Origin of the sequence: Streptomyces sp. NPDC008001 (assembly GCF_042958085.1) — a bacterium.
Lineage (GTDB): Bacteria > Actinomycetota > Actinomycetes > Streptomycetales > Streptomycetaceae > Streptomyces.
In genome coordinates this window covers 37,658-54,831 of the sequence record NZ_JBIBIZ010000016.1, presented here as the reverse complement: position 1 = coordinate 54,831, position 17,174 = coordinate 37,658, and the positions used below count along the sequence as shown (strand labels likewise).

Sequence of the window (17,174 nt, the reverse complement as noted above, 5' to 3'; positions counted from 1 at the left end):
CCGGCAAGGAGCTAGCCTACGTGTCCGTCTTCGGCAAGATCATGCGTGCAGGAGAAGGCAAGATCCTGCGCAAGCTGCACCGCATCGCGGACCAGGTCAATTCCATCGAAGAGGACTTCCTGTCCCTCTCCGACGCCGAGCTGCGCGCCCTGACCGACGAGTACAAGCAGCGCTATGCCGACGGTGAGAGCCTGGACGACCTCCTCCCCGAGGCGTTCGCGACCGTCCGCGAGGCGGCCAAGCGCGTCCTCGGCCAGCGTCACTACGACGTCCAGCTCATGGGCGGCGCCGCCCTGCACCTGGGGTACGTGGCCGAGATGAAGACCGGTGAGGGCAAGACCCTCGTCGGCACCCTCCCCGCCTACCTCAACGCCCTCTCGGGCAAGGGCGTCCACCTGATCACGGTCAACGACTACCTGGCCGAGCGCGACTCCGAGCTGATGGGCCGGGTGCACAAGTTCCTGGGCCTGTCGGTCGGCTGCATCCTGGCGAACATGACGCCGGCGCAGCGCCGCGAGCAGTACAACTGCGACATCACGTACGGCACGAACAACGAGTTCGGCTTCGACTACCTGCGCGACAACATGGCGTGGTCGCAGGAGGAGCTGGTCCAGCGCGGGCACAACTTCGCCGTGGTCGACGAGGTCGACTCGATCCTGGTCGACGAGGCGCGTACGCCGCTGATCATCTCCGGTCCGGCCGACCAGGCCACCAAGTGGTACGGCGACTTCGCCAAGCTGGTCACGCGGCTGACCAAGGGTGAGCCGGCCAACCCGCAGAAGGGCATCGAGGAGACCGGCGACTACGAGGTCGACGAGAAGAAGCGCACGGTCGCCATCCACGAGGCCGGTGTCAGCAAGGTCGAGGACTGGCTGGGCATCGACAACCTCTACGAGTCGGTCAACACCCCGCTCGTGGGCTACCTCAACAACGCCATCAAGGCGAAGGAGCTCTTCAAGCGCGACAAGGACTACGTCGTCATGGACGGCGAGGTCATGATCGTCGACGAGCACACCGGCCGTATCCTCGCCGGCCGCCGCTACAACGAGGGCATGCACCAGGCCATCGAGGCGAAGGAAGGGGTGGACATCAAGGACGAGAACCAGACGCTCGCCACGATCACCCTGCAGAACTTCTTCCGCCTCTACAGCAAGCTGTCCGGCATGACCGGTACGGCCATGACCGAGGCCGCCGAGTTCCACCAGATCTACAAGCTCGGCGTGGTGCCGATCCCGACCAACCGGCCGATGGTCCGCATGGACCAGTCCGACCTCATCTACCGCACCGAGGTCGCCAAGTTCGACGCCGTGGTCAAGGACATCGCGGAGAAGCACGAGAAGGGGCAGCCGATCCTGGTCGGCACCACCTCCGTGGAGAAGTCCGAGTACCTCTCGCAGCAGCTCGCCAAGCGCGGCATCCAGCACGAGGTCCTCAACGCCAAGCACCACGAGCGCGAGGCCTCGATCGTCGCGCAGGCCGGCCGCAAGGGCGCCGTCACGGTCGCCACGAACATGGCCGGCCGTGGTACGGACATCAAGCTCGGCGGCAATCCGGACGACCTGGCCGAGGCGGAGCTGCGCCAGATGGGCCTCGACCCGGTGGAGCACGTCGAGGAGTGGGCGGCCGCGCTGCCCGGCGCCCTGGAGCGTGCCGAGGCCGCGGTGAAGGCCGAGTTCGAGGAGGTCAAGGCGCTCGGCGGCCTCTACGTGCTCGGCACGGAGCGCCACGAGTCGCGCCGCATCGACAACCAGCTCCGCGGCCGCTCCGGCCGTCAGGGCGACCCGGGCGAGTCCCGCTTCTACCTGTCGCTGGGCGACGACCTGATGCGTCTGTTCAAGGCCCAGATGGTCGAGCGCGTGATGGCCATGGCCAACGTTCCCGACGACGTGCCGATCGAGAACAAGATGGTCACCCGGGCCATCGCCTCGGCCCAGTCCCAGGTCGAGCAGCAGAACTTCGAGACGCGTAAGAACGTCCTGAAGTACGACGAGGTGCTCAACCGCCAGCGCGAGGTCATCTACGGCGAGCGCCGCCGCGTCCTGGAGGGCGAGGACCTGCGGGAGCAGATCCAGCACTTCATGGACGACACCATCGACGACTACATCCGCCAGGAGACCGTCGAGGGCTTCGCCGAGGAGTGGGACCTGGAGCGGCTGTGGGGCGCCTTCAAGCAGCTCTACCCCGTGAAGGTCACCATCGAGGAGCTGGAGGAGGCGGCGGGCGACCGCGCGGGCATCACGGCCGAGTTCATCGCCGAGTCCATCAAGGACGACATCCACGAGCAGTACGCGGCGCGCGAGGAGCAGCTGGGCTCCGACATCATGCGTGAGCTGGAGCGGCGCGTGGTGCTGTCGGTGCTGGACCGCAAGTGGCGTGAGCACCTCTACGAGATGGACTACCTCCAGGAGGGCATCGGCCTGCGGGCCATGGCCCAGAAGGACCCGCTGGTCGAGTACCAGCGCGAGGGCTTCGACATGTTCCAGGCCATGATGGAGGGCATCAAGGAGGAGTCCGTCGGCTATCTGTTCAACCTGGAGGTCCAGGTCGACCAGCAGCTGGAGGAGGTGCCGGTCGAGGAGGCCGCGCCGGCGCAGGAGAAGGTCCACGACACCATCCCCGCCGCTCGCCCCGAGATCCGTGCGAAGGGCCTCACGCAGCCGCAGCGGCCGGACCGGCTGCACTTCTCCGCCCCGACGGTGGACGGTGCGGGCGGCACGATCGAGACCGACTACGCGAGCGACGACACCGGCGAGTTCCGTTCGGCCGCGGACGGCATGACCCGCGCCGAGCGCCGCAAGGCGCAGAAGAACAGCGGCGGCCGTCGCCGTAAGAAGTAACCCGCGGGACGTAACCGCGCGGGAGAAGTAACCCGCGCGTGCGGGACCGAGGCGGGGCGGGACACCCGGAGGACCGGGCGTCCCGCCCCGCCTCGCGCGTGTGCGCGGCCGGTGGCGTCGCGCGGTCAGTGCCGGGTGCCGCCGAGCTCCACGGCCGAGCAGCGCCACCGCTGGTCGGTGCAGTGCTCCAGGCGGAAGGCGAGGGCGAGGAGCCGGTCCCCGGTCGTGATCCTGGCGAAGGCTTCGATGACGCCGGGGGAGGGCCGGAACTCGTCGCAGTGCCGGACGGCGGGGCTGCGGCCCGGCGGCGCGGGCCGCAGGGGCGCGTAGGGGGCCAGGGAGGCCAGCTGGTCGTACGCGGCGCCCAGGGTGTGGCCGAGCATCCAGTGGACGGGTTTCTGCCCGCTGAGGGTGAGCAGGAGCCGTTCGGCGAACCAGTAGCGGGGCAGGCGCTCGCGTTCGCGGCGGCGGGCGGCGGCGTCCGGGCGGGGGCGGCGGAGGTCGGTGCGCCGCGGCGGCGCGGTGGCGGCGGCGGGCCGGCCGGGCGGCCTGCCGAGCGGCGTCCTGCCCGCGGCCGTGGCCGAGGTCCTGCCGGCGCCCCTGCCTGCGCTCCTGTCGGCGATTCTGTCCGTGGCCCGTCCCGTGCTCCGGCCGGCGGGGCCGTTCGCGCTGCTCTTCCCGCTCTTCCCGCTCTTCACCGTGATCCCCCTGGGGTGCCGGCCCGGATGATTACCGGGCGGTAGCTTCCGTGGGTGATCTTCTACCGAGGCCGCCGGAGGCCCTCAAGGACGGCGGACCGCCCGCGTCACCCCCTCGGCGGTTCACCTATTCGGGTGACTCGCGGGCCGTACGGGGCGGCCGGCCGTCATCCGGCGTCGCGCACGGTGCCGCAGAGCCGCCCGCACGCGCCTCACCTGCACTTCGAAGGGGGACCCGCGCCCGTATGCTGACCTCGCAACCGAAAAGTCCCCAGGATCGAAGGAAAGCGGCGGTCATGCGCGTCTACGTCCCCCTGACCCTCCCCGGTCTCGCCGAGGTGCACAAGGCGGGAGCGCTGGGCCCGGCCCCGCTGGACGCCTACGCCGTCACCCCCGCCCTGCGCGAGTGGTACCGCTCCGACGACATCGAGGAACTCGAGTACGCGGCCCTGGGCCGCGCCGCCCAGGGTTCGCTGCGCATGCTCGCCGCCGACCCGGAGGCGCCGCGCCGCCGCGTGGTCGTCGCCGTCGACGTCCCCGAGGGCGCCGTGGTCACCGACCCCGAGCGCGGGCTGGACCAGGCCGCGTACGGCGAGGTGCGGCTCTCGGCCGCCGTGCCGCTGTCGAAGGCCGCCGCCGTGCACGTGGACGCCGGCGACGCCGAGGAGGACGTCGCGGCGGCCGCCGCCGCGCTGGGCGCCGCGGACCGCGGCGACGACGACGCGCAGTTCACGGTGGACGGAGCCGAGGACCACGACCTGATGTGGTTCGGCGTGCAGGAGATCCCCAACCTGATCCGCTAGCTCGAAGCCGCAGGTCAGGGGGTGCTGCCGCGGGCTTTGTCACAGGGGGCCCGTACAGTTTTCGCATGGGGAAGCACGGCGCACGCGGCGCGCACATCGTCTGGGACTGGAACGGCACGCTCTTCCACGACGTCGACGCGGTCATGGCGGCGACGAACGCCGCCTTCGCGGAGATAGGGCTGGAGCCGATCACCCTGGAGCGCTACCGCGCGCTCTACTGCGTCCCCATCCCGCGCTTCTACGAGCGGCTCATGGGCCGCCTGCCCACCGAGGCGGAGTGGGAGCACATGGACGGGGTCTTCCAGCGGCACTACCACTCCCACCACGTGCGCTGCGGCCTGGCGGAGGGCGCCGAGAAGCTGCTGGAGCACTGGCAGGAGGGCGGCGGCACCCAGTCGATCATGTCGATGTACGGGCACGAGAACCTGCTGCCGCTCGTGCGCACCTTCGGCATCGAGCGCAGGTTCGTCCGGATCGACGGCCGCACCGGCCCCTCGGGCGGCAGCAAGGCCGAGCACATGGCGCGCCACATCGCCGGCCTGGAGGGCATACCGGCGCGGCGCACGGTCGTCATCGGCGACGCGCTCGACGACGCCGTGGCAGCGGCCCACGTGGGGGCGCACGCCGTGCTGTACACCGGGGGCTCGCACGACCGTGCCGGGCTCATGGGGGCCGGGGTGCCCGTCGTGGACACGCTGGTGGAGGCGGTTGCCGAGGCGGAGCGTCTCGTCGTCTGACCGCGCTGTGCAGAGTGTCAAAGTTCGGGCCCGGGTTTTGTACACAAACGGCTCATGACGCCTCCCCCGTGAAGGGCGATAGCCTTACCAGGTGATCAGCGCGATATCCAGCAGGGGCGACGGCGCTCCTGTCCTGCGCCCGGAGTGCCACGGCACCCGGGGAGCCGCTGTTCGCCCGGGCGGGGCCCGTCCCATGAACTTGGCCACGATCGCCCCGGTCACCCCTCATTCCGGCATACCGTCGAAGACGACCGGAGACCCCGCGTCGCGACGTGATGCCTTCACCACCTATGTCACGCAACGGCGCGCGACAGGAGCCAGAGGACATGCAGACCAAGCTGGACGAAGCCAAGGCAGAGCTGCTGGAGAGGGCGGCCCGCGTCGCTGAGAACAGCCCGGCCGGGGGGCAGCAACCGACGGGGCCGAAGAGCGAGGCGGGGCTCGACCCGGAGACCCTGACCGCGTATCTCCAGCGCTACTACCTGCACACAGCGCCGGAGGACCTGGCCGGTCGCGACCCGGTCGACGTCTTCGGCGCGGCCGTCTCCCACTACCGCCTCGCCGAGAACCGCCCGCAGGGCACGGCCAACGTCCGGGTGCACACCCCGACCGTCGAGGAGAACGGCTGGACCTGCAGCCACTCCGTCGTCGAGGTCGTCACCGACGACATGCCCTTCCTGGTCGACTCGGTCACCAACGAGCTCTCCCGCCAGGGCCGCGGCATCCACGTCGTGATCCACCCGCAGGTGGTCGTGCGCCGCGACGTCACCGGCCGGCTGCTCGAGGTGCTCGGCTCCAGCTGCGACGCCCACGGCAGCGGCAAGGACGCCGTGCTGCCGCACGACGCGGTCACCGAGTCCTGGATCCACGTCGAGATCGACCGCGAGGCCGACCGCGACGACCTCAAGCAGATCGCCGCCGACCTGCTGCGCGTCCTCTCCGACGTCCGCGAGGCCGTCGAGGACTGGTCCAAGATGCGCGACACCGCCCTGCGCATCGCCGACGCCCTGCCCGAGGAGCCCGCCCCGGGCGACGTCGCCGCGTCGGAGACCACCGAGGCCCGCGAGCTGCTGCGCTGGCTGGCCGCCGACCACTTCACCTTCCTCGGCTACCGCGAGTACGAGCTGACGAAGCTCTCCACCGACGGCGGCGAGGAGGACGTGCTCACCGCCGTCCCCGGCACCGGCCTCGGCATCCTGCGCTCCGACCCCTCGCACCACGACGAGGACCGGCACGGCCCGCACTCGCACCTGCCGCGCCCGGCCTCCCCGTCGTTCAACCGGCTGCCCGCCGACGCCCGCGCCAAGGCCCGCGAGCACAAGCGGCTCGTCCTCACCAAGGCCAACAGCCGCGCCACGGTCCACCGCCCCTCGTACCTCGACTACGTCGGCGTGAAGAAGTTCGACGCCGACGGCAACGTGGTCGGCGAGCGCCGCTTCCTGGGCCTGTTCTCCTCGGCCGCGTACACCGAGTCCGTGCGCCGCGTGCCGGTGGTCCGCCGCAAGGTCCAGCAGGTCCTCGCCGACGCCGGTTTCACCCCCGACAGCCACGACGGCCGCGACCTGCTCCAGATCCTGGAGACCTACCCGCGCGACGAGCTCTTCCAGATCTCCGCCGACCAGCTGCGCTCCATCGCCACCAGCGTGCTCTACCTGCAGGAGCGCCGCCGGCTGCGGCTGTACCTGCGCCAGGAGGAGTACGGGCGCTACTACTCGGCGCTGGTCTACCTCCCGCGCGACCGCTACACCACCGGCGTGCGGCTGCGCCTGATCGACATCCTCAAGGAGGAGCTCGGCGGCACCAGCGTCGACTTCACCGCCTGGAACACCGAGTCGGTCCTCTCCCGGCTGCACTTCGTCGTCCGCGTCGCGCCGGGCGCCACCCTGCCCGACCTTACCGACGCCGACGTCGACCGCATCGAGGCCCGCCTCGTCGAGGCCGCCCGCTCGTGGGCCGACGGCTTCGCCGAGACGCTGAGCGCCGAGGTCGGCGAGGAGCGCGCCGCCGAGCTTCTGCGCCGCTACGGCCAGGCCTTCCCCGAGGGCTACAAGGCCGACCACACCCCCCACGCCGCCGTCGCCGACCTCGGCCACCTGGAGCAGCTGACCACCGCCGGCGGCGACCGCGACTTCGCGCTCAGCCTCTACGAGCCGGTCGGCGCGGGCCCCGGCGAGCGCCGCTTCAAGATCTACCGCACGGGCGAGCCGGTCTCCCTGTCGGCGGTCCTGCCGGTGCTCCAGCGCCTCGGCGTCGAGGTCGTCGACGAGCGCCCGTACGAGCTGCGCTGCTCGGACCGGACCACCGCCTGGATCTACGACTTCGGGCTGCGCATGCCCGAGCGGATCGAGGGCGACGACGCCCGCACCCGCTTCCAGGAGGCCTTCGCGGCCGTGTGGACCGGCGCCGCGGAGAACGACAACTTCAACAACCTGGTGCTGCGGGCCGGTCTCGACTGGCGGCAGGCCATGGTGCTGCGCGCCTACGCCAAGTACTTGCGGCAGGCCGCCTGGCCGTTCAGCCAGGCGTACATGGAGGACACCCTCAGCAACAACGTCCACACCACCCGCCTGCTGGTCAACCTCTTCGAGGCCCGGATGTCGCCCGCGCTCCAGCGCGCCGGCAACGAGCTGATCGACGGCCTGCTGGAGGAGCTGGACGGCGCCCTGGACCAGGTCGCGAGCCTGGACGAGGACCGCATCCTGCGGGCCTTCCTCACCGTCATCAAGGCCACGCTGCGCACCAACCACTTCCAGCGCGACGCGGACGGGCAGCCGCGCCCGTACCTGTCCCTCAAGCTCGACCCGCAGGCCATCCCCGAGCTGCCGGCGCCCCGCCCGGCCTTCGAGATCTGGGTGTACTCGCCGCGCGTCGAGGGCGTGCACCTGCGCTTCGGCAAGGTTGCCCGAGGCGGTCTGCGCTGGTCCGACCGCCGCGAGGACTTCCGCACGGAGATCCTCGGCCTGGTCAAGGCCCAGATGGTGAAGAACACCGTCATCGTGCCGGTGGGCGCCAAGGGCGGCTTCGTCGGCAAGCGCCTGCCCGACCCGTCCGTGGACCGCGACGCGTGGCTGGCCGAGGGCATCGCCTCGTACAAGACGTTCATCTCCGGCCTCCTCGACATCACCGACAACATGGTCGGCGGCGAGGTCGTGCCCCCGAAGGACGTCGTCCGCCACGACGAGGACGACACCTATCTCGTCGTCGCCGCCGACAAGGGCACCGCGACGTTCTCGGACATCGCCAACGAGGTCGCCCAGTCGTACGGGTTCTGGCTCGGCGACGCCTTCGCCTCCGGCGGCTCCGCCGGCTACGACCACAAGGGCATGGGCATCACCGCCCGCGGCGCCTGGGAGTCGGTCAAGCGCCACTTCCGCGAGCTGGGCCACAACACCCAGACCGAGGACTTCACGGTCGTCGGCGTCGGTGACATGTCCGGTGACGTCTTCGGCAACGGCATGCTGCTCTCCGAGCACATCCGCCTGGTCGCCGCCTTCGACCACCGGCACATCTTCCTCGACCCCACCCCGGACGCGGCCGTCTCCTACGCCGAGCGGCGCCGCCTGTTCGAGCTGCCCCGCTCGTCCTGGGCCGACTACGACAAGGAGCTGCTGTCCCCGGGCGGCGGCATCCACCCCCGTTCCGCCAAGTCGATCCCGGTCAACGCGCACGTCCGGGCGGCCCTCGGCATCGAGGCGGGCGTCACCAAGATGACCCCCGCCGAGTTGATGAAGGCCATCCTGCGCGCGCCGGTCGACCTGCTGTGGAACGGCGGCATCGGCACGTACGTCAAGGCCTCCACCGAGTCCCACGCGGACGTCGGCGACAAGGCCAACGACGCCATCCGCGTCGACGGCCAGGACCTGCGCGTCAAGGTCGTCGGCGAGGGCGGCAACCTGGGCCTGACCCAGCTCGGCCGGATCGAGTTCGCCACGAGCGGCGGCCGGATCAACACCGACGCGATCGACAACAGCGCCGGCGTGGACACCTCCGACCACGAGGTGAACATCAAGATCCTGCTCAACGCGCTCGTCATCGACGGCGACATGACCGTCAAGCAGCGCAACAAGCTCCTCGCGGAGATGACCGACGAGGTCGGCGAGCTCGTCCTGCGCAACAACTACGCCCAGAACGTGGCCCTGGCCAACGCCGTCGAGCAGGCCCCCAGCCTGCTCCACGCCCACCAGCGGATCATGCGTCGGCTGGGCCGCGACGGCCACCTGGACCGGGCCCTGGAGTTCCTGCCCACCGACCGGCAGATCCGCGAGCGGCTCTCCGCCGGGCGTGGCCTGACCCAGCCGGAGCTGGCCGTCCTCCTCGCCTACATCAAGATCACCACGGCGGAGGAGCTGCTCGCCACCGAGCTGCCCGACGACCCGTACCTGGAGCGGCTGCTGCACGCCTACTTCCCGCAGGCGCTGCGCACCGGCTACTGCGAGCAGGTCGACGCCCACGCCCTGCGCCGGGAGATCATCACGACCGTCCTGGTCAACGACACCGTCAACAGCGGCGGCTCGACCTTCCTGCACCGCCTGCGGGAGGAGACCGGGGCCTCGCTGGAGGAGATCGTCCGGGCGCAGGCCGCCGCCCGCGCCATCTTCGGCCTGGGCTCCGTGTGGGACGCCGTCGAGGGCCTGGACAACGTGGTCGCGGCGGACGTCCAGACCCGGATCCGGCTGCACTCGCGGCGCCTGGTCGAGCGCGGCACCCGCTGGCTGCTGAACAACCGGCCGCAGCCGCTGGAGCTGGCCGGGACGATCGAGTTCTTCCGCGACGGCGTGGCCCGCGTCTGGGACGAGCTGCCCAAGCTGCTCAAGGGCGCGGACATGGAGTGGTGGCAGTCCATCCACGACGAGCTGGTGGAGGCCGGGGTCCCGGACGAGCTGGCCGTGCGCGTGGCGGGCTTCTCCTCCGTCTTCCCGGCGCTGGACGTCGTCGCCGTCGCCGACCGCACGGGCAAGGAGCCGCTGGCCGTGGCGGAGGTCTACTACGACCTCGCCGACCGGCTGCACATCAGCCAGCTGATGGACCGGATCATCGAGCTGCCGCGGTCCGACCGCTGGCAGTCCATGGCCCGTGCCTCCATCCGCGAGGACCTGTACGCGGCCCACGCCGCGCTCACCGCGGACATCCTGTCGGCGGGCAACGGCTCCTCGTCGCCGGAGCAGCGCTTCGGGGCCTGGGAGGAGAAGAACGCGGCGATCCTCGGCCGGGCGCGCACCACGCTCGACGAGATCCGCGGTTCGGACGCCTTCGACCTGGCCAACCTGTCGGTCGCCATGCGGACGATGCGCACGCTGCTGCGCACGCACTCCTGACGGCGGGCGAGCGCCGCGCCGGCGGCGGAGGCGCGGGAGAAGTGACGCACCGCTGACGCCGGAGTGAACAAGGGACGGCCCCGGGGACAAATCCCCCGGGGTCGTCCTTTTGGCGTGCTATGAGGGACGAATGAAGGCCGTTTCCCGGTTGACGTCCGGCCCCTCGGGGCCCGCGTCCCCCTCCTCAGCAGCCCTTTCCCCCTCCGCTCCGGCCGTCGCCGGGAGGACCGCCGCCGGGAGCCCCGGCCGGCCGGGCCCACCGGCGTACGCCCGGCACCAGACCGCCCGGGCAGTGGCTCTCTACCTGCTGGTGGCAGCCGCCGGCTTCGCGGTCATGCTGCTGGTCAGCCGGCACTTCGGGCGGGCACCGGAGGTGGTGCTGCGCCGCTGGGACAGCGGCCACTACCTGCACATCGCGCAGCACGGCTATCCGGGGGAAATTCCGTACGGCCCGGACGGCGAGCCCAAGTTCAGCAGGCTGGCGTTCTTCCCGCTGGTGCCCGCGCTGATCCGGGCGGTGCACGTGGTGGCGGGGCTGCCCGTGGTCTGGGCCGGGGTGGTGGTGTCGTGGACGGCAGCGTCCGTGGCCGCTGCGGGCGTGTTCCGGCTGGTGCGGGCGGCCGGCGGGCGGCCGGGCGCCGGGTACGCGTGCGTGGCGCTGTGGGCGTGCTCGCCGTACGCGTTCGCGCTGTGGGTGCCCTACTCGGAGGCCGTCTTCAGCGCGGCGCTGATCTGGACGCTGCTGGCCGTGCTGGAGCGCCGCTGGCTGACGGCGGGGGCGCTGTGCGCCGTGGCGGGTGCGGTGCGGCCGTCCGCGTCGGTGCTGGTGGGCACGGTGGTGCTGGCGGCCGGGTGGGAGCTGGTCCGGGAGCGGGGCGGCAGACACGCCTGGCGCGCCTGGGCCGCCCTGCTGACGGCCCCTCTGGGGATACTCGCCAGCTGGCTGTTCCTGGGGAGCAAGGTGGGGCGCGTCGACGGCTGGTTCGAGGCCGAGCGCGCGTGGGGGCAGTCGTTCGACTTCGGTGCGGGGACGGCGCACGTGCTGAAGGACATGCTGCTGTACCGGCACGCGGGGCGGGTGGCCGACCTGCGCACGGCGGCGGTGCTCGCGGTGCTGGTGCTGGGGGCGATCGGGGTGTGGGCGCTGGCGCGGGACCGGCGCGTCCCGTGGCCGCTGGTGGCGACGGTCGCGCTGGCGTGGGTGCTGATAGTGGGAACGCCGGGTTCGCCGCTGTCCAAGCCGCGCTTCATGCTGCCGTTCCTGCCGGTTCTGCTGCTGTTGGCGGCCAGGCCGCTCGCGCGTGCTCCGCTTGGGGTGCGGGTGTGTCTCTACGGTGGAGGTGCGGTGGTCTCGGGGTGGTACGCGGCGGGGTTGCTCGTGCTGTTCGAAGGGTCGCCGTGATCCGGGCCGCCGCCGGGGTCGTCCGGGCCGCCGGGTCCGCCGGGTCCGCCGGGGAGCAGGGTCTTGAACACCCAGGCCCGGTAGGACCAGAAGCGGAAGAGCGTGGCCGCGCCGATGCCCAGGAACTTGAAGAGGTTGTTCTCGAACGGGGTGTCCCAGCCGAAGGAGTACGTGGCCGCGTAGAGCACCCCGTTCTCGATGACCAGCCCGACGGCGCTGAACGCGGCGAAGAGGGCGACCTGGCGGCTGCGCCGGCTCTTGTCGCGGTCCCGGTAGGCGAAGTGACGCAGCCCCAGGTAGTTGAAGGTGATGGCGACCACCGTCGCGATCACGCTGCAGCGCACGACCGGCAGCCCGGTGACCGTACGGCAGAGGTTGAAGACCGCGAGGTTGACGACGATGCCGAGGCCGCCCACGGTGCCGAATTTGGCGAACTCCCGGCCGAGGGCCGCGAGCCCCGACGTCGCCGCTGGTCGCAAGGGTCGCAAGGGCCTCTCCCATTACGGTCGTCCCGGTGATGGCCGCCACGCAAATCAGACATTTAGCGCAGAGAACTGATTGTAGTGTAAATTGCCGCAAAAACTGACACAGTGCGACGACGACGGCGAGGACAGTGGCATGACAGAGGCGGTACTGCTCGTCGGCGGCAAGGGAACGCGGCTCCGCCCGCTCACCCTCAACACGCCGAAGCCGATGGTCCCGGCCGCGGGAGTACCGTTCATCGCCCACCAGCTGGCCCGCGCCCGCGCCGCCGGCGTCCGCCACGTCGTCCTGGCCACCTCCTACCTCGCCGAGGTCTTCGAGCCCTACTTCGGCGACGGCTCCGCCCACGGCCTGCGCCTGACCTACGTCACCGAGAAGGAGCCGCTCGGCACCGGCGGCGCCATCCGCAGCGCGGCGGACGCCCTCACCACCGGCCCCACGGGCCCCGTCCTCGTCTTCAACGGCGACATCCTCACCGGCCTCGACATCGCAGGCCTGCTGCGCCGCCACGAACGGGCGCAGGCCGACGTCACCCTGCACCTGACCCGGGTGGCCGACCCGAGGGCCTTCGGGCTCGTCCCCACCGACGCCGGCGGGCGCGTCCTGGCCTTCACCGAGAAGCCCCGGCGCCCCGAGGAGATCGTCACCGACCAGATCAACGCCGGCGCCTACGTCTTCCGGCGCGACGTCATCGACACCATCCCCGCCGGCCGCCCGGTCTCCGTCGAACGCGAGACCTTCCCCGGCCTGCTGGAATCCGGTGCGGTGCTGCACGGCGTGGTCGACGCCTCGTACTGGCTCGACCTCGGCCGCCCCGCCTCCTTCGTGCAGGCGTCGGCCGACCTCGTCCGGGGCGTCGTCCGCTCGCCCGCCGTCCCCGGGGAGCCGGGTGAACACCTGCTGCTGCCCGGCGCCCGCGTCGAGGCCGGGGCCCGGCTGACCGGCGGCACGGCCGTCGGCGCCGGGGCGTACGTCGCGGCCGGCGCGGAGGTCGACGGGTCCGTCGTTCTGGACGGCGCCCGCATCGAGGCCGGCGCCCGGATCCGCGCGAGCATGATCGGCCGGGGCGCCCGGGTCGGCCCGCGCACCGTCCTCGACGGCGTCGTGATCGGCGACCATGCCGAGGTCGGCGCCGACAACGAACTGTGCGACGGCGCCCGCATCTGGTGCGGCTCGGTCATCCCCGACGCGGCCATCCGCTTCTCCGCCGCCTGAGGCCCCGGGGCCGCCCGCCCCCTTCATGCGCCCCGGCGCTCCGTGCCCCTCCCGGCGCGCCCGGCTCTCCCCCCGTCCGACGACCCCCGAGGATCAGCCCATGAGCGCACCACACACCCCCGCCACGGCGCCCCCGCTGCCCGCCGAGTGGGGCCGCACCGCGACGACCGTCGTCATGCCCACCTACAACGAGGCCGCGAACCTGGCCACCATGGCCGAGGCGCTCATGGCCCTGCCCCTGGAGGGCCTGCGGCTGCTGGTCGTCGACGACAACAGCCCCGACGGCACCGGCGCCATCGCCGAGCAGCTGGCCGAGAAGTACAACGAGCCCGGCCGCACCCGCGTGGGCGTCCTGCACCGCACCACCAAGGACGGCCTCGGCCGCGCCTACGCCGCGGGCATGGCGAGAGCCGTCTCCGAAGGCGCCGCCTACGTCCTGCAGATGGACGCCGACGGCAGCCACCCCGTGGAGAAGGTCCCAGAACTGCTCGGGGTCGCCCTCGCCACCGGCGCGGACGTCGTCGTCGGCAGCCGGTACGTGCCCGGCGGCTCCCTTTCGGACGCCTGGAGCATGCACCGCAAGGTGCTCTCCCGCTGGGCCAACGCCTACGCCAGCACCATCCTGGGCACCCGCGTCCGGGACATCACCGGCGGCTTCAACCTGTGGTCCGCCGCCGTCCTGGACGCCCTCGACCTGGAGACCGTCGACAGCGCCGGCTACAGCTTCCAGGTGGAGATGAAGTACCGGGCGCTGAAGGCCGGGCACACCGTCATGGAGGTGCCGATCCACTTCGAGGACCGGGCCGCCGGCGAGTCGAAGATGAACCTGGCCGTCCAGCTCGAATCCGTGGTCATGCCGTGGCGGCTGCGCACGAGGCCGGCCCGTGCTTCCGGTCACCGCGCCCGCTGACCGGGCGGCCCCGCCCGGGGCCGCCCCACCGGCCCGCGGAACGGCGCACCACCTGCCCGCCGCGGCCTGCGTCCTGCTGCTGGCCGTGCTCCTGCTGTTCATGACCGTACGGCTGCCCTGGTCCGGCGACCTCGGCATGCACGCGGCCGTCCTCGAACGGCTGCGCGCCGACCCGGTCCATCCCGGCAACCCTCTGGTCGACGCCGCCACCCCGAGCCCCTACTACTCGCCGTGGACCGTCCTGCTCGCGCTCACCGGCTCGGCCACCGGCTGGGGCACCTTCACCGTGCTGCGCCTGGGCGCGCTCGCCGCCCTCGTGCTGCTCGGCACGGGCGTCCACGCCTTCGTACGGACGTTCACCCGCGGCAGGGCGGCGGTGCCGCTGGCGCTGCTGTGCCTGCTCCTGCTGTACGGAGTGAGGCTTTTCGCGTGGAGCGGCGTCCTGGGGCTTACGTCGATCTCGCTCACTCTCGCCTATCCGAGCACGTTCGCCTTCGGAGCGGCCTTCCACCTGTGGGCGCTGCTCCGGCGCGCCCTGACGGGCCGCCGGGGCACCGCCGCCTTCCTCGGGCTGGGGCTGCTGCTCGCCGGGATCCTGCTCACCCATCAGTTCACCGGCGCCGTGGCCGTGCTGGGCTGCGCCGCGATGCTGCTGGGCGCCCGCCCCTGGCCGGGTCGCACGGTGTGGCTGCGGGTGACCGCTGCCTGCGCCCTGGCCGCGGCTGTGCTCGCCTGCTGGCCGTACTACGCGTTCTTCTCCCTGCTCGGCAGCGGCAGCGGCCTGGACGACATCCACCGGCCGCTCTACGACCACCTCGCGACGAAGTTCTGCCTGACGGCCCTCGGTGCGGCCGCGCTGGTGCTGAGGGCGCGGCGCGACCGGCGCGACCCGCTGGTGCTCTTCTTCGGGCTGGGGCTCGCCGTCTTCGCCGCCGGCGGGCTGACCGGGCACCAGGCGTGGGGCAGGATCCTGCCCGCCGTCCTCGTCCCGGCCCAGCTCGCGCTCGCCCTGGAGACGGCGGGCGCCGGGCGCCGGGTGCGGGCCGCCCTCGTCCCGCTGACGGCCGTCGCCCTGCTGGCGGGCGCGTGGACGCAGGCCGGGGTGCTCACGTACGTCCTGCGCCCTCAGGCGCTCCCGCCCACCTTGCGCCACCTCCACACCGTCGCGCTCTGGCCACGGTTCACGTGGGCGGCGCGTGAAGTGCCCGCCCGGCAGACGGTGATGACCGACAACTACTACGCGCTGCGGACGCTCCCCGCGTACGGGCCGTACACCGTCGCCCCCGCCTATCCCGACGTCTTCCTCCCCGACGCGGCCCGCCGCCGCGCCGCGACCCGCCGCTACTTCGCCCCGGACGCCTCCCGGGCCGAGCGGCTCGGCATCCTGAAGGAGTACCGCGTGCGCTGGGTGCTGCAGGAGAACGGCGGACCGGGCCTGGACCGGGGCGACCCGGCGGTGCGCCGGACCGTCCGCGGCCCGGCCGGGTTCACGCTCTCCGAGGTGGCGCTGTGAGCACCCCGGGCGCCGACATCTTCGGCCGCCGGCTGCGCGCACGGGCGCCGTGGCCGGTGCTGCTCGCCGCGTGGCTGGTCCTCGCGCTGGACGTCGTGCACGTGCTGCGGGCCGCCCGGACGCCCGGGACCGACAACGGGGTCGTGGTCCGCGCGGCGCAGGCCCTGCTCCACGGCGGCTCGCCCTACGCGGACAAGCGGTTCCTCTATCTGCCGGGGGCGGTGTTCGCGGCGGTCCCGGAGACGGTGGTCTCCAAGGACGTGCTGGCCATGGCGGTGCCGGTGGTCACCGCGCTGTTCGTCCTCGCCGGGGTGGTGCTCGCCCTGCGGGTCTTCGGGGTGCGGCCCGACAGCCTCCTCGCGGCGGGCATCACCGCCGGGCTCGGCGTCTTCGAGCCCTTCCACGGCGTCGTCTACCTCGGCAACTGGACGGTCCTGTCGGCCGTCGCCTTCCCCGCCGCCCTCCTGCTCGCGCGCGACGGGCGCTGGCGGGCGGCGGGGGGAGTGGTGGGCGCGGCCCTGGCACTGAAGCCGATGCTCGTACCGCTGCTGCTGCTGTTCGTGCTGGCCCGGCGATGGCGGGCGCTGGCCTGGGCCGTGGGCGTCCCCGCCGCGGTGTCGCTGGCGGCGGCGCTCGCGATGCCCCGGCCGGGGATGTTCTTCACCCGGACGCTGCCGTTCCTGATGCACGGCCAGGACGCGTACGCCCGCCCGTTCGACGCCGCGTGGCCGTCGGTCCTGCCTCGCCTCGGAGTGCCGCAGCCCCTGGCGCTGGCCCTCGCGGCCGGCGCGGCGGTGGCGGTGCTGCTCTGTGCGCGGTGCCGGTGGCGGGCCGGGGGCGATCCGGCCCTGCGGCTGGTGGAGTGCGCTTCGCTGCTGATGCTCGCGGCGTTCCTGGTGTCGAGGCCGTCGTTCCAGCACTACATGCTGGTCGTGCTGCCCTCGCTCGCCGCGTCGCTGGTGGTGCGCGGCGCCGCCGCGCGTTCGGTGTGGTTGTGGCTGCCGTTGCTTCCCGAGGCCGCCGGGGTCACCTGGCCGTACCTGGAGACGGCCCGGAGGCATGCGTTCCGCGACGTCGTCCTGATCACCGGGGTGACCGCGGCCCTCGCCCTGCACGCCTGGCGCACCCGCTCGGACCCCTCGCGGGAGGTGACTGTCAGTGCTCGCATCTACGCTGTGGGTAATCGTGAATCCGCCCGCGCGGATGGCGGGCCGCCCGAGCGTGCCCGCGATGCGCCGGACCGCACCGAGACGAGGTGACC

The 17,174-nt window shown here is 72.3% G+C and carries 11 protein-coding genes; 9 read left to right on the top strand and 2 right to left on the bottom strand.

Annotation, left to right across the window (positions count from 1 at the left end; genetic code table 11):
• Positions 1-20 precede the first annotated feature (20 nt).
• On the top strand, positions 21-2,837 hold the full coding sequence (gene secA, locus ACFZCD_RS32350; protein WP_391836629.1) for a preprotein translocase subunit SecA: 2,817 nt from the start codon (positions 21-23) through the stop codon (positions 2,835-2,837).
• Between the two features lie 125 nt (positions 2,838-2,962).
• Here secA and ACFZCD_RS32345 read toward each other — a convergent pair whose 3' ends face one another.
• The gene (locus ACFZCD_RS32345; RefSeq protein WP_391836628.1) at positions 2,963-3,535 is read right to left on the bottom strand and encodes an Rv3235 family protein; all 573 of its coding nucleotides are present in this window, start codon (positions 3,533-3,535) and stop codon (positions 2,963-2,965) included.
• 296 nt (positions 3,536-3,831) lie between these two features.
• On the opposite strand from ACFZCD_RS32345, the gene ACFZCD_RS32340 reads away from it, so the two are divergent.
• The 4 genes from ACFZCD_RS32340 to ACFZCD_RS32325 all read left to right on the top strand — a co-directional run bounded on the left by ACFZCD_RS32340 (position 3,832) and on the right by ACFZCD_RS32325 (position 11,792).
• Positions 3,832-4,338: a DUF6912 family protein gene (locus tag ACFZCD_RS32340; RefSeq protein ID WP_391836627.1), complete on the top strand. Its 507-nt coding sequence runs from the start codon at positions 3,832-3,834 to the stop codon at positions 4,336-4,338.
• A 65-nt stretch (positions 4,339-4,403) separates the two neighbouring features.
• Positions 4,404-5,075 (top strand): HAD family hydrolase, encoded by a 672-nt coding sequence (locus ACFZCD_RS32335; RefSeq protein ID WP_391836626.1) that lies wholly within the window; start codon positions 4,404-4,406, stop codon positions 5,073-5,075.
• Positions 5,076-5,401: 326 nt separating this feature from the next.
• Entirely contained in the window at positions 5,402-10,390 is a 4,989-nt protein-coding gene (locus ACFZCD_RS32330; protein WP_391836625.1) for an NAD-glutamate dehydrogenase, read from the top strand.
• A gap of 292 nt (positions 10,391-10,682) precedes the next feature.
• Entirely contained in the window at positions 10,683-11,792 is a 1,110-nt protein-coding gene (locus ACFZCD_RS32325; RefSeq protein WP_391836624.1) for a hypothetical protein, read from the top strand.
• On the opposite strand, the gene ACFZCD_RS32320 is transcribed toward ACFZCD_RS32325, so the two are convergent.
• On the bottom strand, positions 11,720-12,280 hold the full coding sequence (locus ACFZCD_RS32320) for a GtrA family protein (RefSeq protein WP_391836623.1): 561 nt from the start codon (positions 12,278-12,280) through the stop codon (positions 11,720-11,722). The two genes, ACFZCD_RS32325 and ACFZCD_RS32320, sit on opposite strands and share 73 nt — an antisense overlap.
• Before the next feature lie 130 nt (positions 12,281-12,410).
• Between ACFZCD_RS32320 and ACFZCD_RS32315 the strand changes: the two genes are divergently transcribed.
• The 4 genes from ACFZCD_RS32315 to ACFZCD_RS32300 all read left to right on the top strand — a co-directional run bounded on the left by ACFZCD_RS32315 (position 12,411) and on the right by ACFZCD_RS32300 (position 17,172).
• A complete protein-coding gene (locus ACFZCD_RS32315) occupies positions 12,411-13,490 on the top strand; it encodes a sugar phosphate nucleotidyltransferase (protein WP_391836622.1) in 1,080 nt (359 codons plus the stop codon).
• Positions 13,491-13,590: 100 nt separating this feature from the next.
• The gene (locus ACFZCD_RS32310; RefSeq protein ID WP_391836621.1) at positions 13,591-14,400 is read left to right on the top strand and encodes a polyprenol monophosphomannose synthase; all 810 of its coding nucleotides are present in this window, start codon (positions 13,591-13,593) and stop codon (positions 14,398-14,400) included.
• Positions 14,401-14,500: 100 nt separating this feature from the next.
• On the top strand, positions 14,501-15,913 hold the full coding sequence (locus ACFZCD_RS32305; protein ID WP_391836639.1) for a hypothetical protein: 1,413 nt from the start codon (positions 14,501-14,503) through the stop codon (positions 15,911-15,913).
• Entirely contained in the window at positions 15,910-17,172 is a 1,263-nt protein-coding gene (locus ACFZCD_RS32300; RefSeq protein ID WP_391836620.1) for a glycosyltransferase family 87 protein, read from the top strand. Before ACFZCD_RS32305 ends, ACFZCD_RS32300 begins: the two co-directional genes overlap by 4 nt.
• Positions 17,173-17,174: the final 2 nt, after the last annotated feature.

What these genes read in the sequence shown, in the direction of transcription:
- ACFZCD_RS32340 (WP_391836627.1), top strand. Translation starts at nt 3,832, where the DNA reads ATGCGCGTCTACGTCCCCCTGACCCTCCCCGGTCTCGCCGAGGTGCAC.
- ACFZCD_RS32335 (WP_391836626.1), top strand. Translation starts at nt 4,404, where the DNA reads ATGGGGAAGCACGGCGCACGCGGCGCGCACATCGTCTGGGACTGGAAC.
- ACFZCD_RS32330 (WP_391836625.1), top strand. Translation starts at nt 5,402, where the DNA reads ATGCAGACCAAGCTGGACGAAGCCAAGGCAGAGCTGCTGGAGAGGGCG.
- ACFZCD_RS32315 (WP_391836622.1), top strand. Translation starts at nt 12,411, where the DNA reads ATGACAGAGGCGGTACTGCTCGTCGGCGGCAAGGGAACGCGGCTCCGC.
- ACFZCD_RS32310 (WP_391836621.1), top strand. Translation starts at nt 13,591, where the DNA reads ATGAGCGCACCACACACCCCCGCCACGGCGCCCCCGCTGCCCGCCGAG.
- ACFZCD_RS32305 (WP_391836639.1), top strand. Translation starts at nt 14,501, where the DNA reads ATGACCGTACGGCTGCCCTGGTCCGGCGACCTCGGCATGCACGCGGCC.